Annotated in this window: 23 protein-coding genes; 11 read left to right on the top strand and 12 right to left on the bottom strand. The window is 69.7% G+C overall.

Features of this window, described 5'->3' with window-relative positions; translation table 11 throughout:
* Nucleotides 1-73 precede the first annotated feature (73 nt).
* Both ACQPXG_RS30940 and qcrB read right to left on the bottom strand, forming a co-directional pair.
* A complete protein-coding gene (locus ACQPXG_RS30940) occupies nucleotides 74-241 on the bottom strand; it encodes a hypothetical protein (protein WP_433462660.1) in 168 nt (55 codons plus the stop codon).
* A 15-nt stretch (nucleotides 242-256) separates the two neighbouring features.
* Nucleotides 257-1,597, bottom strand: coding sequence for a cytochrome bc1 complex cytochrome b subunit (gene qcrB, locus ACQPXG_RS30935; RefSeq protein WP_433462659.1), 1,341 nt, complete (start codon nucleotides 1,595-1,597; stop codon nucleotides 257-259).
* A gap of 822 nt (nucleotides 1,598-2,419) precedes the next feature.
* On the opposite strand from qcrB, the gene ACQPXG_RS30930 reads away from it, so the two are divergent.
* The 4 genes from ACQPXG_RS30930 to ACQPXG_RS30915 all read left to right on the top strand — a co-directional run bounded on the left by ACQPXG_RS30930 (nucleotide 2,420) and on the right by ACQPXG_RS30915 (nucleotide 5,104).
* Nucleotides 2,420-2,650 carry a hypothetical protein gene (locus ACQPXG_RS30930; RefSeq protein WP_433462658.1) on the top strand — a complete coding sequence of 77 codons (231 nt, stop codon included), beginning with the start codon at nucleotides 2,420-2,422 and terminating at the stop codon, nucleotides 2,648-2,650.
* Entirely contained in the window at nucleotides 2,647-3,234 is a 588-nt protein-coding gene (locus tag ACQPXG_RS30925; protein WP_433462657.1) for an RNA polymerase sigma factor, read from the top strand. The genes ACQPXG_RS30930 and ACQPXG_RS30925 overlap by 4 nt, the downstream gene beginning before the upstream one ends.
* Complete coding sequence (locus tag ACQPXG_RS30920; protein WP_433462656.1) at nucleotides 3,231-3,695, top strand: hypothetical protein; 465 nt, start codon at nucleotides 3,231-3,233, stop codon at nucleotides 3,693-3,695. Before ACQPXG_RS30925 ends, ACQPXG_RS30920 begins: the two co-directional genes overlap by 4 nt.
* Before the next feature lie 368 nt (nucleotides 3,696-4,063).
* Entirely contained in the window at nucleotides 4,064-5,104 is a 1,041-nt protein-coding gene (locus ACQPXG_RS30915) for a hypothetical protein (RefSeq protein ID WP_433462655.1), read from the top strand.
* Between the two features lie 875 nt (nucleotides 5,105-5,979).
* On the opposite strand, the gene ACQPXG_RS30910 is transcribed toward ACQPXG_RS30915, so the two are convergent.
* On the bottom strand, nucleotides 5,980-6,381 hold the full coding sequence (locus ACQPXG_RS30910; protein WP_433462654.1) for a hypothetical protein: 402 nt from the start codon (nucleotides 6,379-6,381) through the stop codon (nucleotides 5,980-5,982).
* 294 nt (nucleotides 6,382-6,675) lie between these two features.
* The gene (locus tag ACQPXG_RS30905; protein WP_433462653.1) at nucleotides 6,676-7,173 is read right to left on the bottom strand and encodes an HIT family protein; all 498 of its coding nucleotides are present in this window, start codon (nucleotides 7,171-7,173) and stop codon (nucleotides 6,676-6,678) included.
* Between the two features lie 520 nt (nucleotides 7,174-7,693).
* Here ACQPXG_RS30905 and ACQPXG_RS30900 point away from each other — a divergent pair.
* Together ACQPXG_RS30900 and ACQPXG_RS30895 are read left to right on the top strand one after the other, a co-directional pair.
* Entirely contained in the window at nucleotides 7,694-8,290 is a 597-nt protein-coding gene (locus ACQPXG_RS30900; protein WP_433462652.1) for an HD domain-containing protein, read from the top strand.
* A gap of 193 nt (nucleotides 8,291-8,483) precedes the next feature.
* A complete protein-coding gene (locus ACQPXG_RS30895; RefSeq protein ID WP_433462651.1) occupies nucleotides 8,484-8,921 on the top strand; it encodes a hypothetical protein in 438 nt (145 codons plus the stop codon).
* Between the two features lie 241 nt (nucleotides 8,922-9,162).
* Here the strand turns inward: ACQPXG_RS30895 and ACQPXG_RS30890 are convergent, their stop codons facing one another.
* A complete protein-coding gene (locus tag ACQPXG_RS30890; RefSeq protein ID WP_433462650.1) occupies nucleotides 9,163-9,393 on the bottom strand; it encodes a hypothetical protein in 231 nt (76 codons plus the stop codon).
* 1,453 nt (nucleotides 9,394-10,846) lie between these two features.
* On the opposite strand from ACQPXG_RS30890, the gene ACQPXG_RS30885 reads away from it, so the two are divergent.
* Nucleotides 10,847-11,014 (top strand): hypothetical protein, encoded by a 168-nt coding sequence (locus ACQPXG_RS30885; protein WP_433462649.1) that lies wholly within the window; start codon nucleotides 10,847-10,849, stop codon nucleotides 11,012-11,014.
* Between the two features lie 121 nt (nucleotides 11,015-11,135).
* On the opposite strand, the gene ACQPXG_RS30880 is transcribed toward ACQPXG_RS30885, so the two are convergent.
* Nucleotides 11,136-12,761 carry an acyl-CoA dehydrogenase family protein gene (locus ACQPXG_RS30880; RefSeq protein ID WP_433462648.1) on the bottom strand — a complete coding sequence of 542 codons (1,626 nt, stop codon included), beginning with the start codon at nucleotides 12,759-12,761 and terminating at the stop codon, nucleotides 11,136-11,138.
* 172 nt (nucleotides 12,762-12,933) lie between these two features.
* Here ACQPXG_RS30880 and ACQPXG_RS30875 point away from each other — a divergent pair, with 172 nt between their 5' ends.
* On the top strand, nucleotides 12,934-13,644 hold the full coding sequence (locus ACQPXG_RS30875) for a DUF1707 SHOCT-like domain-containing protein (RefSeq protein WP_433462647.1): 711 nt from the start codon (nucleotides 12,934-12,936) through the stop codon (nucleotides 13,642-13,644).
* A 7-nt stretch (nucleotides 13,645-13,651) separates the two neighbouring features.
* On the opposite strand, the gene ACQPXG_RS30870 is transcribed toward ACQPXG_RS30875, so the two are convergent.
* The 5 genes from ACQPXG_RS30870 to ACQPXG_RS30850 form a co-directional block, all read right to left on the bottom strand.
* On the bottom strand, nucleotides 13,652-14,386 hold the full coding sequence (locus ACQPXG_RS30870) for a sirohydrochlorin chelatase (RefSeq protein WP_433470081.1): 735 nt from the start codon (nucleotides 14,384-14,386) through the stop codon (nucleotides 13,652-13,654).
* A gap of 23 nt (nucleotides 14,387-14,409) precedes the next feature.
* Nucleotides 14,410-15,120, bottom strand: coding sequence for a phosphoadenylyl-sulfate reductase (locus ACQPXG_RS30865; protein WP_433462646.1), 711 nt, complete (start codon nucleotides 15,118-15,120; stop codon nucleotides 14,410-14,412).
* Entirely contained in the window at nucleotides 15,117-15,284 is a 168-nt protein-coding gene (locus ACQPXG_RS30860) for an Insertion element protein (protein ID WP_433462645.1), read from the bottom strand. Before ACQPXG_RS30860 ends, ACQPXG_RS30865 begins: the two co-directional genes overlap by 4 nt.
* Nucleotides 15,281-16,933: a nitrite/sulfite reductase gene (locus ACQPXG_RS30855; RefSeq protein WP_433462644.1), complete on the bottom strand. Its 1,653-nt coding sequence runs from the start codon at nucleotides 16,931-16,933 to the stop codon at nucleotides 15,281-15,283. Before ACQPXG_RS30855 ends, ACQPXG_RS30860 begins: the two co-directional genes overlap by 4 nt.
* 287 nt (nucleotides 16,934-17,220) lie before the next feature.
* The gene (locus ACQPXG_RS30850; protein WP_433462643.1) at nucleotides 17,221-17,394 is read right to left on the bottom strand and encodes a hypothetical protein; all 174 of its coding nucleotides are present in this window, start codon (nucleotides 17,392-17,394) and stop codon (nucleotides 17,221-17,223) included.
* Between the two features lie 243 nt (nucleotides 17,395-17,637).
* Between ACQPXG_RS30850 and ACQPXG_RS30845 the strand changes: the two genes are divergently transcribed.
* From ACQPXG_RS30845 to ACQPXG_RS30835, 3 genes are read left to right on the top strand one after another with little or no spacing between them, the layout of a single operon-like run.
* Nucleotides 17,638-18,702: a YihY/virulence factor BrkB family protein gene (locus ACQPXG_RS30845; protein WP_433462642.1), complete on the top strand. Its 1,065-nt coding sequence runs from the start codon at nucleotides 17,638-17,640 to the stop codon at nucleotides 18,700-18,702.
* 39 nt (nucleotides 18,703-18,741) lie between these two features.
* On the top strand, nucleotides 18,742-19,728 hold the full coding sequence (locus ACQPXG_RS30840) for a phosphotriesterase family protein (RefSeq protein WP_433462641.1): 987 nt from the start codon (nucleotides 18,742-18,744) through the stop codon (nucleotides 19,726-19,728).
* A gap of 35 nt (nucleotides 19,729-19,763) precedes the next feature.
* Nucleotides 19,764-20,480: a phosphoribosyltransferase gene (locus ACQPXG_RS30835; protein ID WP_433462640.1), complete on the top strand. Its 717-nt coding sequence runs from the start codon at nucleotides 19,764-19,766 to the stop codon at nucleotides 20,478-20,480.
* A gap of 278 nt (nucleotides 20,481-20,758) precedes the next feature.
* On the opposite strand, the gene ACQPXG_RS30830 is transcribed toward ACQPXG_RS30835, so the two are convergent.
* Nucleotides 20,759-21,055: a WhiB family transcriptional regulator gene (locus ACQPXG_RS30830; protein ID WP_021600082.1), complete on the bottom strand. Its 297-nt coding sequence runs from the start codon at nucleotides 21,053-21,055 to the stop codon at nucleotides 20,759-20,761.
* Between the last annotated feature and the right edge of the window lie 176 nt (nucleotides 21,056-21,231).

Genomic DNA, 21,231 nt, shown 5'->3' with positions numbered 1-21,231 from the left:
GTGGCATCGACACCTCGGAACGGCTCGGACGACCTACAAGAAGCTCGCTCAGATCACCACATAGGACATGCTCTTAGTTCAAGCCGAGGGTCCCGTCTTTTAGCAGCTGAGCCAGATCGACCGAGGTCAGCTTGACGGTGTTGGGGAACACGCCCTCCTCGTCGCCGGAGTCTGTGGCAGGACGCTCGGGGGCGCCCCGGAACATCCGCGCGACATGTTTGCGTAGTCGGTTGCGCTTCATGTCATCCCTTTCTGGTCAGTGCGTCAGTTCGCGGGGGCTGTGCGGGGCTTCGTGAATCTCGCTGAAGCCGCCGTCCGGGCTCATCAGGATCCGTCCGGTCTCGCGGCCGTGCTCGGACTCCTTCTGCTCCCGGTAGGTCAATCCAAGGCAGATCCACCGGGTGACGGCGTAGGCGAGCGGTGGTCCGGCGAAGATGGCCACCCGGAAGAACCAGGTGACGTCGTACAAGGACAGGTGGAAGTCGCGTGCGATCTGGTCGTTGGCGGCCGCGGCCCACAGCAGTCCATAGAAGGCGATGCCGGCCGCGCCCACCGCGGTGCGGGTCGCCGCGTCGCGGGGACGGTCTAGGACGTGGTGGATGCCGCGATCGCCGGTAAGCCGCCGTTCGATCAGGGGATAGGCCGCCAGGAGGGTGAAGAACGCCCCCGGCATCAGGAGCGCGGGAACCAGCACCGCGAGGGTGACCGGGTGACCGGCCACGCTGAGTTCCCAGCCCGGCATGATCCGCACGGCTCCGTCCAGGAAGCCCATGTACCAGCCTGGCACCGCTCCGGCGGTGGTGTCCCCGGGCCGGTACGGGCCGTACTGCCAGATCGGGTTGATCTGCGCGAATGTGCCGATGAGTGCGAGGACCCCGCAGGTTGCCAGCAGAAGCGCCACCGCTGAGCCGCGCGACGCACGTCCTGAGAAGGTGTCGGGGAAACGGGTGTGGCCATGGTTGCGGACGAGCCTGTGGCGGAGCACGAACAGGCCGGCCAGGACCGCTGGGAGCACCAGGATGTGCAGCCAGTAGAGCCGGGGAATGATCTCCTCGCCCGGGAACTCATCGCCGAAGATCAAGAACGTCAGACTGGTGCCGACCAGCGGGATCGCCTGGGTCACGCCCTGGAGAAGCCCGAGGCTGCCGCCGGACAACATGTCGTCCGGCAAGATCGTGCCGGTCCAGGCCGTCACCATGCCCAGCACCAGTACGGTCACCCAGATCAGCCAGTTGAGACCGCGTGGGCGGCGGAACGCGCCGGTGAAGAACAGCCGCAGCAGTTGCAGGGCGATCGAGGCGACGAAGATCAGCGCGGCCCAGTGGTGGATCTGCCGCATCAGCAGCCCGCCGCGCACGTCGAGGCTGATGTCGAGCGTCGACGCGTACGCCTCGCTGACCGGAACGCCCCGCAGCGGCGCGTACGAGCCGTCATAGGCGACCTGCGTCATGTCGGGGTCGAAGAACACGGTCAGGAACGCACCCGTGGCGATGAGCACCAGGAACGAGTAAATGGCGAGCTGGGCGAACAGGAACGACCAATGATCGGTCCGTGCCTGTCGTGACCACCGGCCCACCCAGCGGGTTTGTCCCTGCATTGGCTCCACTCCCCGATTTGGTTCCGGTACACATGCGACGTGCCAAGATCGGCAGATGTGACACCGAAGGGAGTGAATCCGGCTGATGTGACATACGAGACAGGAAGACCGCCCGTGCGCATTCACAGGAAGGCGGCCTCCGATAGGTGGGTTTCAGTTGGGATCTTGGTGGCGTGGCAGCCGGAGGCCGCTCGGCCGCGGTATCCGGCAGGACCAACGCGGCGGTCCCGCAACGTGCATGACCACGGGCACCGCCTGGGTGTCGGTGGCGGCCTGAACGAACCGAATCGGCACCGTCGAAACGATCTTCGACCTCCACGCCGACGACTACAAAGAGGCTCTCGGGCTCCGCGCCGCGCACTGACTGGCGCCCTTCAGGACAGGGTCTGGTAAGTGGCCGCCAGATGGCCTTGGAGTTCGACGTGGCGGAGCTGGTAGATCGGACCGACCGCGCGCTGCAGCCCGAGCCGTCGGGTTGCGACGCGAGAAGCAGCAACGTTTGTGTGTCGGTGAGGTGGCGTTTTCCCACCTTGCGCCGCCGGTGTCGACCCGCGCCTACCCGACCGCGGTGTCGCTCGTGGCCCGCGTGAGGGACGGCCCGTCTGGCTTTGGCCGGTGACGTTCGTGGTGAGGTCGTCCTCCGCCTTGGTCCCGCGCCCTCCCCGCCGAGTGCGCGGGTGATCTGGGCGGTCTGGTCTTGTGCTGCCGACGTCTCCGCGCTCGGCGGCCAAACGGTTGTGCGGTCTGGTGCGAGGTAGCGGTGTGGCGGCAATGAGAACCCCCGGTGCGGGAGTGTGGGGGACAACGGTGGCAGGCGGTGTGATGTCGGGGGTGCTCTCCTGGCGGGCCGCAGCGATGGTGGTCGCGATCCTGGTGGTGAGCGGAGCCATGCGGATCCTCGTCGAGTGGCAGCGGCGCCAGACCTTTGCTGCTTTGATGGCCGACGCGCCGCCGGGCACGGTGGTCGTGCAAAGTGATCGTCCGGGGGAGCAGACGATGAAGGTCACGCTGGGTGGGCGGCCGCGCCGCTCCCGGGCACGGGACAGTGGGTGACCGGCGCCATTCCCCCCGAGCACGCCGATGAAGTGGGGAAGCTGTACGTGCAGACCGCGCAGGCGTTGTTCGGGTATGCCTGCACGCTTCCGCAGGTGGACCCTGCGCGTGCCGAGGACCTAGTGCAGGTGGCGTTTCAGGAGGCCGCGGTGTGCTGGGACAAGCTCGCCGCTCTGGATGCCGAGCGTCGGCGTCAGTGGCTGTTCCGGGTCGTGCGGAACAAGGCGATCGATGAGTGGCGTCGTAACCGGCGCGTGCAGCCCGACGCCGATCCCGCAGAGCACGGCCATCCGGCAGCAGAGCCATTCAGCCAGGTCTTGTCCACGCTGGCGTTGCGGAAATGCTGGTCGGCCATTGAGCGGATGCCTACGACCCGGCAGCGTGTGGCCTTCCTGCGCTGGAACGAGGAGTGGAGCACCCGTGAGATAGCCGACTGGCTGGGCGTCGCATCGGCCACGGTGCGGTGGCATCTGAAGATCGCGCGGGACGAACTGGTCGAACAGGTGGGTTCTGCCGTCCCGTTCTTGGACGGCCCCGAGGATGCTTGTGACAGTGAGAACGATCTCGGGGAGGAGGCGTCATGAGGGAAAAGGACCTCGACCTCCGCGTTCATGATCGAGTGGCACTCGATGAGATCGAACTCTACGCCGAAGTCCTCTCGGCAGCGGCCGCAGCCGATGGGCCCTTGACCGCTGCGGAGATCGACAACGTGCTCGGTGTCCGTCCCGGTCATCCCCCGCGGGGGGGTCTCCGAGCACGAACGCGGACGGCAGCGCTGATAGGCACGGGAGCCTCCGCCGGGCAGCACGCGCCAGATCCGGCGGAAGGCCAGATGGAAGGCCCGGTGCAAAGCCAGGCGCCAGACTTGACGGAAAGCCGGGCGCCGAGCTCTGCGGTGGAACGGGCCGCTGCGGTATCGCCGGCGCAGGTGTATCGGCAGGCCCGGCGCCAGGCGGCTGCCGAGCAGCCCTCCTTGGACGTGCGTAGCGGACTCGAAAAGCTGAACCGGTGGATGGCCGGTGGTTCCGGCGAGGACTCCGACTGAACCCGCCACATCCCACTGCAAGGACGGCCGGCCCTCGCCGGCAAGGGGTCCCGCTTGTCCCGTACGGGGACCGGGGCCGACGTGCTGCATGCGGTCTCATCGTGAAGATCGGCGCAATCCGACCGCCATGGGGCTGCGAGACGCGTGCTTGCGCATCACCGCACGGATCGACGGACGCAGGAACGTGTCCGGCAAGGATGAGATGCGCGATCAGGTCGGCAGATACTACCGCCCGGACGTGCAGCGGCGTCCTGCGCGGCCAGGGGCGGGGGCGCACCGGCGACGATGGGGGCGGGCACCATCCCAGGGGGTGGGGGAGAGGGCGAAGCGATCTTCCGCAGTGGTCGCGGACGACCTTGGTTTACCGGTTGATCGACCATCGGACGACGCGCGGGCGGTGGTGGCGTCGTTACCTTCCGGGCATGCGACGACCTGGACCGGCATTGGGCCTGTTTCTGCTGGCCCCGTTCGTAGGGGAATTCCTGCTGGGAAATCTCACGGGCCCCGATCTGGCCTTGGGTGTGTTCCTGGCGCCGCTGTACGGCTGCGGTGCCCTGCTGGTACGCGAGATGGGGCGGCGCAGCGGAGGGTGGCCGACGATGGTGCTGCTGGCCGCGGCGTACGCGCTGATCGAGGAAGGGCCGGTCGACCAGTTGCTCTGGAACGACGACTACGCCGGCCATGACTATCTCTCCGGTGACTCCTACATTCCGGTGCTCGGGATGAGCGTCGAGCTCACTCAGGCGATCCTGGCGCTCCACACAGTGTGGAGCATTTGCGTTCCAATCGCGATTGTGGAGGCGTTTGCGAAGAAGCGCGGCCCGTGGCTGGGCCGCACCGGAATGACGATCACGGCCGTGTTCTATGTGCTCGGCGCGTTGCTGGTGTTCTTCGGTAACTACAGCGAGGAGCACTTCCTGGCCTCGCCGACCCAGCTCATCGGGATCACGGCCGTCATCGTCGGGCTCATCGTGCTCGCGTTCCTGATGCCGCTTCGGCGGCTGCCCAGAGTGCGCGGGCGGGCGCCGACCCCGTGGATGGTCGGCGGGGCGGCACTGGCCGTGACCAGCGCCTACATGGGGCCGTCGACACTGGTCACTGCCGGATGTTACGAGTGGATCGGCGTGGTGGTGTGGTGCGTCGTGGTCGCCTGCGGTGTGCCGCTGGTGTCTCGTTGGTCGCGGCGGGACGGCTGGGACGGGCGGCACCGCTTCGCCATCGCCGCCGGCGCCACGCTGACGTACGTGTGGACCGCGTTCCCGACACGCCCGGAGGGCGGGGGCTCACTCACGGTCGACCTGGCGAGCAACGCCGTGTTCGGCGCCGTGTCGATCGTCATCCTGGTGCTGGCCGGACGAAGGGTCGCCACGCGATCCGATCGATCACCAGCGGCAGTAGATCCGAGGTAACCGTCGTGGAAACGGCCGCAGCGATCAAGGAGTTGCTGCGGTGGTCGTCGACCGCCTGCGTGATGCCGTTCATCGCCGCAAGCCCATCGACGAGGGCACCGCCCACGAGATCAAGGCGTGCCTCGTGATCGATCTTCACCACCGGGCTCAAGGACCGGGTCATGAGTGGGGCGCTGGTGCACCGGATCACCGACTTTGCGTCCACGCACCACCTACGGCCGAAGGACCTGTTGTTCGCCGCGCCGGCACAGCCGCCGCGTCCGGTGCCGCCGACGTTGCCGGACGGTGGCGACCTGGGGGCGACGGCGCCGAACTCCGCCGGCCGTACCTACCGGCACGGCACGTTGACGGGCTATTCGATGGGCCGTTGGCGCTGCGCGCATTGGCGCGTACGCGCAGTACCGGACAGTGCGACGAGCGCAGGGAAAAGATCAGCCGGGCCGGAGCCGGGTGCTGGATATTGATGGGCATACGCCACGGGATTGGTTTCGGCGCCGGGTGTGGGATCCGGCGGTGCGGGCCGCGGGCATCGGGCGAAAAATCCGGGTGGAGGGCCTGCGCATGCGCACGCCTCGCGGGTGTTGGCCGGGGAGTTGATGTGCAGATCGTGCGGGAACGGCTGGGCCACGCCAGCCTGCGCGCCACCGAGAGGTACCTGCACATCCTTCTGGATGCGGGCGATACGGCGCTGGGTGGGTAGCGGCCGGAGCTGTGACCTGGGCTTACGTGGTGGGCGATACTGGGATTGAACCAGTGGCCTCTACCGCGCCAAAAAAAATTCGTCCCGATCAACCCTCGACCTGCAAATATCCGAAATGCCGCGGGTCAGCGGTGGTGTGAGGCTTCCTCGTTTCGGGCCAAGTAGGGGCGGAGACTCAAGGGAGCTCCGTCCAGCCCCGCACCATCGCCAGCAGATCCTCCTCGGGCACGGAGGCTCGCCTGACATCGCCCAGCCACAGCATGTCGCCGGGAGTTCCGCGCTCGGGCGGCGTCAGCCATGCCGCGAGCAGCCGTCTACGCCCGGCGACCCGGACGCCGCAGCGCTCCACCCCCGACCAAAGGATCATCGCGCGGCGCCCCGGCAGCCGCACGCCGTCTGGAGTGAGCTTGGCCGGCCGGCCGTTCCACCAGCCCACTGCCAGGAGAACGCCGGCTACCACGACCACCAGCAGACCCACGACAAGAAGCGCCCAGGTGAGCAGTCCAACGACCCCACCATGGGCGTTGCGGATCGCCAGGCCGCCCGGCAGGACCGCAACAAGGAGCGCGAAAACCACGAACGCGACGATCGCTCGAGTCAGCGGCCACCCGAACGCGCCGGCATGCCCGAGACGCACGGGAGCGTCAGTGGGCCTCTCGCACTGATTCATCGACGTCCCCCTATATGGACCGGCATCCGATCCTAACGACGCCTGGGTGGCGTCCTCGGCAGCGTGCTTGACAGTCGTTCATGCCCGACGCCTGCCGAACTCGGCAGCAAGAGCGTCCTCATGTCCCACACCACGCTCCGCGGGAGCATGCCTGGAGAGCGATCACGACAACCATTTGGCTCGGGTCCAGTTCACGGTCCGTCAACCTCTGGACAGGACCGCTCGAAGTTGCCGGCACAACGCTTCCACCTCGCTCGCGCCCGGCACTGCCGCTTCACGAAACATTGCCATCTGCAGCGCAGGCCCGCACGCGTGAAACCGGGCCATGACCGCCTTCACCACAGGCTGGACCACGAAATGCACGTGACCCGGCACGGCATCCGCATGCGACCAGAGGCACACGTAGACCTGCTCCGGCCGGACAACCTCCGTCACCGCGGCAGCTACCCGCCGCAGCAACGGGCCCAAAGCCTCGCTCTCGACACCGTTCAACTCGGCGACATGGACAACATGTCGCACTGGCTTGACCACCAACGTCCCCAGGCCAAGCGGGCCCACCGAGTGCTCAACAACCCAACCCGACGACTCCGCAAGACGACCTCCTGGAAGAGGACGAACGCCAACAAGAAGATCACACGCAAGGCACCCGGCGACCGGTTCCATGACGGCCATCTTCGTGGACGCCAGCCCGATCGTCACCGCAATCTCCCCGGGTGGTCAGGGCCCTTGGCATACAGCGAGATGCCCCGGAGGGGGAGGACGAGGACGACCTGATGCGCAACCGAGTTCGAGCGGCCGCCAAGCCGCCCGCCCCGACAGCGGCAAGACCAGCGCACTGACCGAGCGGCAGGTGAGGCCCGCTGCTAGGAGGCTGCTGAAGATCTTGGGTTCTGGCCCGGCCGCGTGAGCGGCGGGGCCAGACTCCTGTGGTGGCGATGGGGAATGGGTTGCGGGGGGCCGGTCGGACCGGGTGTGTAGAAGACCTGCCGGGAACTGTTCCCGGCAGGGAGCCTGTTCGCGTTCTTGGCCGAGGACCGGGGGCACTGTTCCCGGCGGGATGTTCGCGGACATGTATCCCACCGGCGAACGGCAGCCCCAGCATGCCTCCGCAGATCCTGGCCGCAGCGATCACTTTGGAGGGCAATGCCGGCTGGCTCCCCCCTCCACACGTGTTGAGGATTACTCGGTTGTCGGAGAATGGGGAAGCATGATGGCATCTGTGAGACTCGACGACCTTTTGATCCCTGACACCCCGGCCTGCCGCGGCGCTCTCGAAGTGGCCACGATGTACGAGACGCCCTCCCTGCTCAACCACTCCGTCCGCTCCTACCTCTGGGCGGCGGCCCACGCGCGGCGCAACGGCATTGTGTTCGACGCCGAGTTGCTCTACGTGTCGGCCGTGTTGCACGACATCGGCTTGGTGGCGGAGTTCGACAGCCGCACGGTGCCCTTCGAGGAGGCGGGCGGCCACGTGGCCTGGGTCTTCGGTGCCGGCGCGGGCTGGCCCCCGGAGCGGCGGGTACGGGCTTCGGAGATCATCGTCCGGCATATGTGGCCCGAGGTGCCGATCGAACAGGATCCCGAGGGACACCTGCTGGAGCTGGCCACCGGCATCGACATCTCCGGCCGCGGCCTCGACGGGATCCCGGCCGGGCTGCGCGGCGAGGTGCTGGAGCGCTACCCGCGCCTGGACCTGGTCAAGGAGTTCACGGCCTGCTTCCGCGAGCAGGCCGCGCACAAGCCGGGCAGTTCCGCCGCGCTATCCGTGGCCGGCGGAGTCGCCGACCGCATCGCCCGTAACCCGCTCGACGCCTGACGGACCTCCCATGCACTGAGAGTCGAGCGGTGAGGGTTGAATTCCTTCTATGTCAAAGGGCCGCACCGCCCCCACGGGCGTGGCGAGCACGCGGTGTTCCCTACCGGCCGATGAAGCTGTTGTGAAGCAGATGTGAAGCCGCCGTCTGCTGAGCTTCAGTCCAGCGTCCACGAAAGGGGAGACCATGAAGGGAATGACACGGTGTGCCCTGGCTGTAACCGCCTTGGCCGCCCCGGCGATCATGGGAGCTGGTGCGCCCGCCCTCGCGGCGGCAGGACCAGCCGCGCCGAGTCCGGCCCGGGCCGCCACCGTCCACGGCTGCCCGTCCGGTGCCTTCTGCATCTATCCCGGCACCGGCTGGAACCAGGACCGGCCGGAGTACGTGTTCTACAGCTACGGTGCCCACAACATCTACAACGAGTACGGGTGGCGCAACACCTATAACAACCAGTACGCGGACCCTCCTGGCACTTATCCCCCGACCGTGGCCTACTGCAAGGGCTACAACGGAACCGGCGGTGCGCAGTTCGCGAACGACTACCTCGGTGAGGGCGGATTCGACGCCACCCCGATCAACTCGATCGAGATCATCAAGTACACCGGTGGCGGCACGTCGATCAATCCCTGCTGAGCAAGTCTCGCCGCGGCGGGCCCGCGGGCAGCGCCTCGGGCAGCCGCAGGCGCTCACCCCCGACCAGGTCCACCGGGCCCGCACCTTGCTGGCCCGTCCAGACGAGTCGCTCCTCCATCGCCCGGCTGCTCGGGTCAGCCGGTCCACGCTCTACAAGTAAGTGCCCAAGGCCAAGGGCGGTGCCCTAGCCGTCGACGCCGACCAAGCCCAGTCGGTCCCAGCACTGGCGGCCGGGCCCGACCTAGAGCACGACGTCGTCCACGCCGGGCACGTCGACGAGGACGCCGACGAAGTGGCCGCACTGCACGGCGAGGCAGCGGGCGTCGCCGATGAGGACCAGGACGACGCGGCCGAACGGCAGCGGGAAGAGGAGCAGAGGTGGCGGCGGGCGCTCAAGCCGATCGCCGTCGAGGTCGCCGGTGCCGAGGGGGATCGGGGCGCGGTCTGGCCGGACGGGTGGGGCCGGTGCCACGTGGTCGCGGGGTACTCACGAGCATGCCCGGACCCCGCCGCCCTGTTCGGAGTATCCGATCCGCTCCCCGCCCGGCGATCACCGCATATAGCGGCGCGGGACCCCCGTGCGCGGGGAGAACCTGCTGGCCTTTGATCACGGGCCGGTCGGGGTGGGACCATCCCCGCACGCGCGGGGAGCCCTGCCTCGCCACCTCCGACGGCAGCCGCTTCGAGGGACCATCCCCGCGCGCGGGGAGCATCTGGCCCCCATGCCCGGGAGTTGGCGTCGATCCTGGGACCATCCCCGCGCGGGGATGATCCCGAGCACGGCGGCCTGCGGGCCATCGCTTCGGCGTGCTCCCCGCACACGCGGGGACGTGTCGGCACGAGCCCAGTGTCGGTGGCGGCTGAATACTGCCCCCTGTCGGCGAACCCGCCCGCCCTCAGAGGGGCGCGATGACCTCCGTTGATACCCAGCCGCGCTCCCGGCGGCCACGTGCTCCCCGGGCAAGCGGGGATGGTCCGTGCCAGGCTCAACAGCTCATCAAGCGCCGGAAGTGCTCGGGTGGTCGCGCCCTGGCGTCGATCTTGCGACTGAAGCATCAAGAGGTCTTCGAGTAGCGATGGTCTTGTTGGCCGGCCTCACCAGCGCTCGGTCGCTGGGTCGCGGCCCAGACGCGCCGGTAGGTGATGGCGGCCGGCTCACTACGGCGGACGCCGCAGAACACGTGCCCGTTGGCGGGGCCGGCACCGATGGTCTCCAGGTGGCGCACGTAAGGTCCGGATGCGGGGCGGCCCTACGGGGACGCGTCGGCATGCGCCTTCTCCGCCGGGCGCCCGGCGGACCCATAAGCCTCGTCGGCCAATTCTGCACACCGCTCCCGCAGTACGGTCCCCACCCTCAGCGCGATAGGACCTGCGGACCCCGGTGACAGCCGCCAGCAGCAGCCCTCGGAACAGGACGCTGTGGATCAGTGGCTGGGACTGTTGTACTGCCGCAGCCCGACGCCCTGTGTCCGCCGAGCGGGCAACCGACTCTCCACCTTCCTGACCGCGATTGCAGTGTGATGATCCGGACCCTCTCAACTGCCAGAGGTCTGGCCGCCGCGCATGGAGGACACGCGGACGACGAGTGTCAGGGGATATCCAAACATCACCCGTGACTCGCCTGTCACCTGAACCCGGTGCCGCGTGAGAGCGGTGCCAGCGCCGGGCAAGCAGCGCGGTCGTGCTGGCGAGCATGCGGGAGGGGGACCCCAAAGAACAAATTCCGGTTCGGTCGGCTAGGCGCCCGAGCCGGACTCACGAAAGATCGAGACTGGCCAGGGTGGTCGAAACGGAGGGGAGCTGAACGCGATCAGCGCCGACCACGTCGAAGTCTGGCTGCGCTTGGTCCATCTGTCGGGACGGTTGTACCTGTCTGCTGTAAACCAATGCGGACTGGACAACCGAGACGACGAATGGAGTTCGACATGACTCAGCCGACGAACCCCCAAGGTCAGAGTGGCTCTCAGGGTGAGGGCTACTCCTTGGAGGACCTGGCAGCGGTGTCCGGGCAACTGCGGAGCGAGCAGGACGAAGACGTCGCCGCCTACGACAGCGCCGACGAAGACGCCGCCACGTGGACGCCTACGGATTGACGTCGCCCGTCTGAGCGGCCCGGCCCACCGGCCGGATAGAACCGCACCGCTCCTGTAAGCGGCAAGCACCGAGCCCGGTCCTTTCCGAAAGGGCCGGGCTTCCCTCTGATCGAAGGAAGACTCAGCCGACTTTTGGTGTGGCGCGGTCGATGATCGGGGCGAGGTCCAATCCTGCTGGGAGGGTGCCGAAGGCGGCTCCCCAGTCGCCGCCGAGGCGGGTGGCGCAGAAGGCGTCGGCTACCGCTGGGTGGCCGTGTCTGACCAGCAGCGATGCCTGTAGGACTAGTGCCAGGCGCTCGGCTACGCGGCGGGCGCGGTACTCGATTGTTGCGGTGTCGGCGAAGCTTTCCTTGGTTTCCTTGATGGCTGCGTCTAGGCGCTTGTCGGCTCCTTGGGAGAGGGCTACTTCCTCGAAGAACGCATCTAGGGTTTGCGGCTCGCGTAGTGTCGCGCGGAGGAGATCGAGCGCGGCGACGTTGCCGGAGCCCTCCCAGATGGAGTTCAGGGGCGACTCGCGGAACAGGCGCGGCATGCCGGACTCCTCGACGTAGCCATTGCCGCCCAGACATTCGAGCGCTTCGGCGGCGTGGCCGGGCCAGCGCTTGCAGATCCAGTACTTGCTGACCGCCAGGCCGAGGCGCTTGAAGGCGGTCTCGGACTCGTCCCCGCGCACCGAGCGGTCGGTGGCGCCCGCCAGGCGCAGCATGGTGATCGTGGCGGCCTCAGACTCGATCGCCAGGTCGGCGAGCACGTTGCGCATCAGCGGCTGGTCGATCAGGTAGGCGCCGAACGCTCTCCGGTGCGCGGCGTGGTGCGCGGCCGTGGTGACGCCGTGCCGCATCCCGGACGCCGCGCCGATCACGCAGTCGAGCCGGGTCATGTTGACCATCTCGATGATGGTGCGGACGCCGCGGCCCTCGTCCCCGACGCGCCAGGCGACCGCGTCGTCGTACTCCACCTCCGAGGACGCGTTCGACCTGTTGCCGAGCTTGTCCTTGAGGCGCATCAGGCGAAGCGGGTTGAGCGTGCCGTCCGGCAGGACGCGCGGGACGAGGAAGCAGGTCAGGCCGCCGGGAGCCTGGGCGAGTGTGAGGAACACGTCGCACATCGGGGCGCTGGTGAACCACTTGTGGCCGGTGAGGCGGTACGTCCCGTCCGGCTGGGGCGCGGCCTGCGTGGTGTTGGCCCGGACGTCCGAGCCGCCCTGCTTCTCGGTCATGGACATGCCGGCGAGCAGGGCGTTCTTGGTGAGGGGTGCGCGGAGCCCGAAGTCGTACTCCGGCCGCGCCAGCAGCGGCTCGTACCGAGCGGCCAGTTCCGGGGACTGCCGCAGGGCGGGGACGGCCGCGTAGGTCATCGAGATCGGGCAGCCATGGCCCGCGTCCACACGCCAGGTGTAGAACTTCGCGGCGCGGGCGACGTGGGCGCCTTCGCGCGAGTCGGCCCAGGCGGTGCCGTGCAGGCCGTGCGTCACCGCGACGGTCATGAGCTCATGCCAGGCCGGATGGAACTCGACCTCGTCGATCCGGTGCCCGTAACGGTCGTGGGTGCGCAGCACGGGCGGGTGCTCGTTGGCGAGGCGTCCCCACTCCTGGGCGCGCTCGGTGCCCGCCAGCCGGCCGAGCTCGCGGACCTCGGCCCCGGCCCATCCCGCGCCCTCGCGCTCCAGCCCGTCCAGCAGGACCGCATCGTCGGCCACATCGTGACCGGTCAGCGGGGGAACCTGATTCAACACCTCGTGCGTCACCCTGCTCCTCCCAACAACGTTCACGCCGCCGACCGAAGGATACAGAACCGCGTTCGGGCAAATGTTGATCATGCCGGTACGGTGGGCGGACCGTCCATCCTCCTCAGGTGGTGGGGCGATCTCGTTCGCGTGGCGGATTGTCCGGCGGCGCGAAGGGCATACCTTCTGAATCATGAGTCAGTCCAGTCCGCAGCCTGAGCGGCCGTGCCCCAGCCGCCCACTGGACCGGCGGCCGGACGTCCACCCCGAGCGGCACGTTCCCGACTCCCTCGACGCCGCCATCGCGCCGGACGGGGTTCGCGCGTCCGACGCCGAGCGGGAGGCGGCCGTCGAGCGGCTGCGGATCGCCTCGGTCGAGGGACGGCTCACCTTCGAGGAGCTCACCGAGCGCACCGAGGCCGCCTACGCGGCCGTCACCCGCGGCGACCTGGAGCACATCACCGCCGACCTGCCCGGCATGGGCGCGCCCGGGGCCACCCCCGCGCCCCTGCAGGTCAAGCGCAGGTTCAGCGCGGTCATGGGCGACTGCAAGGAACGCATCGTCGGGCGCATCGACGGCCCGCTGGAGGCGGTGTCGGTGATGGGCGACGTCGAGCTCGACCTGCGCGGCGCCCAGGTCCCCACCGGCGAGGTCCTCATCTCCGCGACCGCCGTGATGGGCGACGTCAAGATCATCGTCCCGGACGGGGTCAGCGTCGAGCTGTCCGGCCACAACTTCCTGGGAGACCGCAAGGTCGCCGTCCGCGACCCCCATCCCGGCGCCCGCGTCCCCGTCGTCCGGGTCACCGCGCACGCCGTGATGGGCGATATCAAGATCGTCGACGACGAGCACCACACCCCGCTCCGCCGCGCCCTCAGCACCTGGTGGAAGGACCGGCGGTAGGGCGGGCTCAGACGGCGGTGGCCGCCCGTGTGGTCTCCAGCGCCTCCTCGTAACGGAGGAGGACCAGCTCGGCGATCTCCGGGGCCGCGCCCAGCACCGGGGAGACCACGGACGCGCCCGCGGCCAGGGACTCCTTGCGGACCTTGTCGGCGAAGTAGCCGGGCGCCAGGAAATAGCACGCGACGGCCACCCGCGGCGCACCCGCGTCGAGCAGGGCCGCGACCGCCTCGGCCGGTTTCGGGCCGGTCGCCGACGCGTACGCGGGGACGACGTCCCGCCAGCCGCGCGGGCGCCACTCCCGGGCCAGCCGCGCGATCGTGGCGTTGGCGGACGGGTCGCTGGAGCCCGCCGAGACGAGCACGACCGCGGTGTCCGGGTCGCCGGGCTCCACGCCCGCGTCGGACAGCCGGCGCTCCAGGGCGTCCAGCAGCAGCGGGTGCGGCCCCAGCGTGCCGGCCGTGCGCAGTCGCAGCCGCGGGTGCATGCCCCGCACCCGGTTCAGCACACCCGGGATGTCGGTCTTGCTGTGGTAGGCCGCCGTGAGGAGCAGCGGCAGCACGACCGCCTCGTCCGCGCCGTTCCGGGCCAGGCCGTCCAGGACCCGGTCGGGGGCGGGCGGCGCGTGGTCCAGGAACGAGGCGTGCACGGGCAGGTCCGGGCGGCGGGCCCGGACGGCGCCGAGCAGTTCGGCGACCGTCGCGGCGGCGCGGGGGTCCCTGCTCCCGTGCGCCACCGCGGTCATCGGCACCGCCGCGGGAGGGACGCTCAAAGGTGGATACCGCACTCGGTCTTGCCCATCCCGGCCCAGCGGCCGCTGCGCGGGTCCTCGCCGGGCGCCACCGGGCGGGTGCACGGCTCGCAGCCGATCGAGGGGTAGTCGTCGTAGTGCAGCGGGTTGATGATGACCCCGTTGTCCTCGATGTAGTTGTCCATGTCCTCCTGGGTCCAGTCCAGGATCGGGTTCACCTTGACCATGCCGCGCTTGCGGTCCCACTCGACGACCCTGCGCTCGCGGCGGCTCGCGGTCTCGTCCCGGCGGATGCCGCTGAACCAGGCCATGTAGCCCTCCAGCGCGCGGCCGAGCGGCTCCACCTTGCGCAGGTGGCAGCACAGGTCGGGGTTGCGGCCGAACAGCCGGGGGCCGAGCGCGGCCTCCTGCTCCTCGACCGTCCGGGACGGGGTGACGTTGATGACGTTCACCGGGTAGACGGCCTCGACCGCGTCTCGCGTGCCGATCGTCTCGGCGAAGTGGTAGCCGGTGTCGACGAACAGCACGTCGATGCCGGGCTTCACCTTCGACACCAGGTGGATCAGCGCCGCGTCCGACATGGAGGAGGTGAGGCAGATGCGGTCGCCGAACGTCGCGGCGGCCCAGCGGATGACCTCCAGCGTGGGGGCGCCCTCCAGGGCGGCGGCGGCCGATTCGACGATGTCTTCGAGGTCAAGGGTAGGTCTGTCGGTCTCCAGAAGGGTCACCGAGGGATCTCCTTGCTCGCGGTGCGGGGAGCTCCGACACCGAGGAATTTCAACGTGAAGGAACGAAGGCAGTCGGGGCAGGACCACGACCCGTGCTCGGCACGGGGTTCGAGGTTCTCCTCGCCGCAGTAGGGGCAGTAGAACGGCGCCATGCGCTCGCTCATTTGAGGTCGGCTTCGTCGGCGCGGTGCACCCAGTCGGCGAACGTCTCGCCGTCGGCGCGCTGCTCGTCGAACCTGCGGACGACCCGCTCGACGTAGTCGGTGAGCCCGGCCGAGGTGGTCTTCAGTCCGCGGACCTTCTTGCCGAACGAGGCGCCCAGCCGTCCGCCGAGATGGATCTGGAAGCCCTCGACCTGGTCGCCGTTCTCGTCCACGACCAGCTGGCCCTTCAGCCCGATGTCGGCGACCTGGATGCGGGCGCAGGCGTTCGGGCAGCCGTTGACGTTGATCGTCAGGGGCTGGTCGAAGTCGGGCAGCCGCTTCTCCAACTCGTCGATCAAGTCCATCGCGCGCTGCTTGGTGTCGACGATCGCGAGCTTGCAGTACTCGATGCCCGTGCACGCCATCGTCTGGCGGCGGAACGTCGACGGGCGGACCTGGAGGTCGTGCTTCGCCAGCTCGTCGGCGAGCGCCTCGGTGTTCTGCTCCGGGACGTCCAGGATGACCATCTTCTGCTCGATGGTCGTCCGCACCCGGCCCGAGCCGTAGCGCTCGGCGAGGTCGCCGATGACGCCGAGCATCTCGCCGCTCACCCGGCCCACGCGGGGGGCGAACCCGACGTAGTAGGTGCCGTCCTTCTGCGGGTGGACGCCGACGTGGTCGCGGCGGGCCAGCGGCGCGGCGGGCTCGGGGCCGTCCGGTAGCGCGTACCCGAGGTACTCCTTCTCCAGCACCTCGCGGAACTTCTCCGCGCCCCAGTCCTTCATCAGGAACTTCAGCCGGGCGCGGCTGCGCAGCCGCCGGTAGCCGTAGTCGCGGAAGATGGACGTGACGCCGTGCCAGACCTCGCTGGTCTGCTCCGGCTTGACGAACACGCCGAGGCTCTGCGCGAACATCGGGTTGGTGGACAGCCCGCCGCCGACGAACAGCGCGTAGCCGGTCTCGCCCGCCTCGTTCACCACGCCCACGAACGCGATGTCGTTGATCTCGTGGACGGTGCAGTGCGACGTGCAGCCCGACAGCGCCGTCTTGTACTTGCGCGGCAGGTTGGAGAACTCGGGCGAGCCGATGTAGCGGTCGTGGATCTCGCGCAGGTCGCGGGTCGCGTCTATCACCTCGTCGGCCGCGATGCCGGCGAGCGGGCAGCCGAGGATGGTGCGCGGGACGTCCCCGCACGCCTCCATCGTGTGCAGCCCGACGGCTTCGAGCGCGTCCCAGATCGCCGGGACGTCCTCGATCCGCACCCAGTGCAGCTGGACGTTCTGCCGGTCGGTGATGTCGGCGCTGCCGCGCGCGTACCGGGTGGAGATGTCGGCGATCGTGCGGAGCTGCGGGCCGCTCAGCTGCCCGCCGTCGATCCGCACCCGCATCATGAAGTAGCGGTCCTCGAGCTCCTCGTCCTCCAGCGCGCCGGTCTTGCCGCCGTCGATGCCGGGCTTGCGCTGGGTGTAGAGGCCCATCCAGCGGAAGCGGCCGCGCAGGTCGGCCGGGTCGATCGAGTCGAAGCCGGTCTTGGAGTAGATGTCGATGATGCGGCGGCGGACGTTCAGGCCGTCGTCGTTCTTCTTGTTCTCTTCGTTCTTGTTGAGCGGCTCGTGGTAGCCCAGGGCCCACTGGCCCTCGGCCTTCTTGCGTTTGATCGCGGGTGGCACGGCGCGCGTCCTCGTCTGTGGTCGTGAGGGACGCGTAGCGCACCGGCGCTCTGAGGCAGCCGGCTCGACGCTGAGCTGGATGAAGTCAAAGGTGACGCCGATGCACCACGCGCCCGGTTGAGCTGGGGCGTGGTCGGAGCGTCACCGACAGATCGCGCTGCGGACGCGGAGGAAGTCGACGTGCCGGCGCTTGGCCAGCAGCGGGTCCGCGGCAGTCATACCAGAACTCTGACATGCCGTCTCGCGGGCTGTCCAGTTACGTCCGGCATGCGGACGCGTGAGATGTGTCATCCCTGCCGCCTCCAGTTCACCGGAGGCTCGGCGTCCTCGCCGGCCGGGGGATCCGTCCCGGGCGCCGCGGCGCGGCGCTCGCCGCCGGGCGCGGGAACGTGCTGGCAGTCGCACCAGGAGCCGCCACGGCACTCCTCGTGGCGGCGCTCACGGCACGACTCGCAGATCATGTCTCCTATTGTCACCCATGAAGGCAAATGCCCGGTTCACCGTGGCCGGACGGGGACGATCATGGTCCGGGCGACGTTCCGCACCGTCATAACGGGTATGGGCAAAGGGATGTGCAGGGGGCGGGCGGCACGCCCGCGCAATGACCGGGCGGGGGAGGCGATCGGCACGCCACGCGCGGAGCGGACCAGCGAAATGGGCGAGGCGGCATGTTCCGGGCGCGTAACGCTCTACGGTGGGGCGGTGTGACCACCGTCTCCGACGCCGCGGGCGTCCCCCCGGCCGGGGACTCCGAGTCCGGCTCCGACTCCGGGGAGGGCCGCAAGGGCCCGGAGCCGCGCGTGCGCGACCGCCTGCTCGCCCGTGCCAAGGCCGGGGCGCGGGCGGCCCCGGGGACCACGTGGATCCTGATCAAGGGCACGGCGGTCGGCGCGTTCCGCTACCGGGTGACCGGTCTCGCCGCCGAGGCGGCGTTCTTCGCCTTGCTGTCCCTGCCGCCCCTGGTCATCGGGCTGATCGGCACGATGGGCCACATGCGCGGCTTGTTCGGCCAGGACACCGTGGACGACGTCCACAAGTGGGTGATCGAGCAGGCGCAGACCGTGCTGACCGGCCCGGCCGTCAACACGGTCGTCGAACCGCTGATCCAGGACGTGCTCAGGGGCGGCAGTCCCGACATCGTCTCGGTCAGCTTCCTGATCTCGCTGTGGGCGGGGTCGCGGGCGACGAACGTCTACGTCGACACGATCACGATCGCCTACGGGCTGTCCGGCGTCCGCGGGGTGATCCGCACCCGGGTGCGCGCGTTCTTCCTCTACCTGATCGGCCTGCTGGTCATGCTGATCGTCATCCCGCTGCTGGTGGCCGGTCCCGCGCTGGTGCGGCAGGCGCTGCCGGAGAGCGCGGCGGCGGTCCAGACGGCCTACTGGCCGATCGTGGTGAGCCTGTCGATCGTCTTCCTCTCGCTGCTGTACCACATGAGCATCCCGGTGCGGACGTCCTGGTGGCGGCAGGTGCCCGGCGGCATGCTGGCGCTGCTGATCTGGATCGTCGGCAGCGTCAGCCTGCGGCTCTACCTGGCCGGGTCGCTGAGCGGGGTGTCGGTGTACGGGTCGCTGGCCGCCGCGATCGCGGTGCTCGCCTGGCTGTACGTCGCGGCGCTCGCGGTGCTGATCGGGGCCGCGCTGAACGCCGAGATCGACCGGCGGTGGCCGAGCGGCGACACCGCCCAGGCCCGCGCGGTGCGCGAGGCGCAGACCGCGCAGGTGCCGCGCGATCAGGAGGCGACGGGTAAAAACAACCCCGCCTGAGGTCTTGAAAAGGGCAAACATGTCGTAGCCTCCGGTGGCATGACCCCCCGTGAGGAGCCCGGTCGGCTGCGCACCGTGACCGGCACGATCGCCACGTCCGACATCACCGGGCCGGTGCTCTCCCACGAGCACCTGCAGCTGGACCTGCGCTGGCCGGCGCGCCCGCAGCAGGCCGCGTCCGACCCGGCCCGCTGGCTGGACGAGGAGAAGGCCGTCCAGCGGGAGCTGTCGGAGCTGCGCAAGGAGCACGGCCTCGGCCTCGTCGTCGACCTGACGTGCTCGGGCATGGGGCGCAACGCCGCCGCGCTCGCCCGGATCAGCGCCGGCGCCCGGGTCGCCGTGGTCGCCGGGACGGGCGTGTTCACCGAGCCGTTCCATCCCGCGTTCGTCCGCGAGACCCTCGCCGCCGCGACGGGGCCGGGCGCGCCGTCCGCCGTCGAGCGGCTCTCCGAGCGGCTGCTCGCCGAGGTCGGCTTCGGCATGGACGGCACCAACGCGCTGCCCGGCGTCATCGGCGAGATCGGCACCTGGGGCGAGGCGCCGACCGAGACCGAGGAGCTGTGCCTGCGGGCCGCCGCCCAGGCCGCGCGCTACTCGGGCCTCTCCGTCGCGACCTACGGGCGGGCGGGCCTCGCGCAGCTGGAGATCCTCACCGCCGCCGGGCTGTCCCCGGACCGCGTCGCGGTCGGGCAGCAGGACCGGGTGGACGACCCGGGCCAGCACCGCAAGATCGCCGAGATGGGCGGCTACGTCTCGTTCGGCACGCTCGGCCTCGCGGGCGACGACCGCGCCGCCCTCGGCGCGCGCGTCCGCTGCGTCATGGACCTGCTGGAGGCCGGGCATGGCGGCCGCGTGCTGCTCAGCACGGGCGTGTCCCGCATGGCGCAGGTCACCCGGTACGGCGGCGCCGGCTTCGGGTACCTCTTCGACACGTTCCTGCCCGCGCTGCGCGCCGCCGGCGCGGACGACGCCGCCCTCGCCGCGATCCTGCGCGACAACCCGCTGAGGTGGCTCACGGCTTCCTGAGTGGGTAGGGGTCCCTGGATGAAGGGGGTGCGCCGATGTCCTGGAACAGATCAGCGCACGAAGACTTCCAGCAGACGGAGACCGTCCGGCTCCCCTACACCGACCGCGCCGAGGCGGGCCGGGTGCTCGCCGGGCGCCTCGCCCCCATGGGACTGGACGGCGCCGCGGTCCTCGCCCTGCCGCGCGGCGGCGTTCCCGTCGGGTTCGAGATCGCGCGGCGGCTCGGCTCCCGGCTCGACGTCCTGGTGACCCGCAAGATCGGATACCCGCCGCAGCCGGAGCTCGGCGTCGGGGCGATCGCCGAGGGCGGCGTCCCGGTGTTCGACGGCGAGCTGCTGGCCCGGCTCGGGCTCGGTGAGGACGACCTGGCCCGCACGGTGGAGGCCGAACGCGCCGAGCTGGACCGCCGGGTGGCGGTCTACCGGCGCGGCCGCCCCCTGCCGGAGATCGCCGCCCGCCCGGTGATCGTCGTGGACGACGGGCTCGCCACCGGCGGGACCGCTCGCGCGGCCGTGCGGGCGATGCGCGAGCGCGGCCCGTCCCGGCTGGTCCTCGCGGTCCCGGTGGGCGCCGCCGAGACGGCGCGGAGCCTGGAGGCGGAGGTGGACGACCTGGTGGTTCCGGCCGCGCCGTGGGAGTTCCGCGCCGTGGGCCAGTGGTACCGCGACTTCGACCAGCTCACCGACGACGACGTGATCGCATGGCTGGACCGTGCGGCGCGGGCGGCCGGGGGCGCCACGGGGAAGGGCTGAGCGACGGGCCGGGCGCCGGGCGCCCGGCCGGAATGGTCCGGCGCGAAATTCCGGTGAATTGGCCACATCGGAGAGCCGGGTGCGGTAAAAGGGCGGCTCGGCAGAATGTCGTGGCACGATGTAACTCTGATGTGATGCACATGTGACGAAGCGCCGGGCCCGGCCGGGAGGGACCGGGCCCGGGCAACGCAAACGGCCCCGCGGGGCGGGGCCGTGACGTTTTTCAGGTGGCGTGCCGGGGATCGCGATGGGAGCGTTCTGGCTGCCTGCGTTCTCGGTTAGGCGGCGTTGGCGCGACGCATCCGGCGACGGCGCTCGGACGCGCGCTCGTCTTCGTTGAGCCCGCCCCAGGTGCCGTACTTCTCCGGCCGGGACACGGCGTAGTCCAGGCACTCCGTGCGAACGGGGCACCCCATGCAGATCTGCTTGGCCTTGCGCTCGCGAATCTCGCGCTCGGGCTGGCGTTCGCCGTCGGGACCGAAGAAGAGGACGAGGTCTTCCCCCCGGCACGCCGCGGCGTCCTGCCAGCCCCAGCTGGGACGAGGGAGGTTTGCCTGCCGACGTACCTGAGCCATGGAACACCCACCTTGATTGGTTTCGAACAAATTCGGGACATGGACGCTCGACGTACTTCGAGTGACATGAGTCAGAAGCGCCGAATGTTCCAACGTCTGGAGTTGCCGCTCTGTTCCCCACCCGGTTACTCCGGAATCTTGGGGACGTGCGACAGGGAGACCCTCGAATGGGGCCT

The sequence above is a fragment of the Spirillospora sp. CA-128828 genome, from assembly GCF_050945415.1.
GTDB lineage: Bacteria > Actinomycetota > Actinomycetes > Streptosporangiales > Streptosporangiaceae > Spirillospora.
The sequence above is the reverse complement of the archived record's forward strand: the minus strand, read 5'-3'. Positions and strand labels throughout refer to the sequence as shown.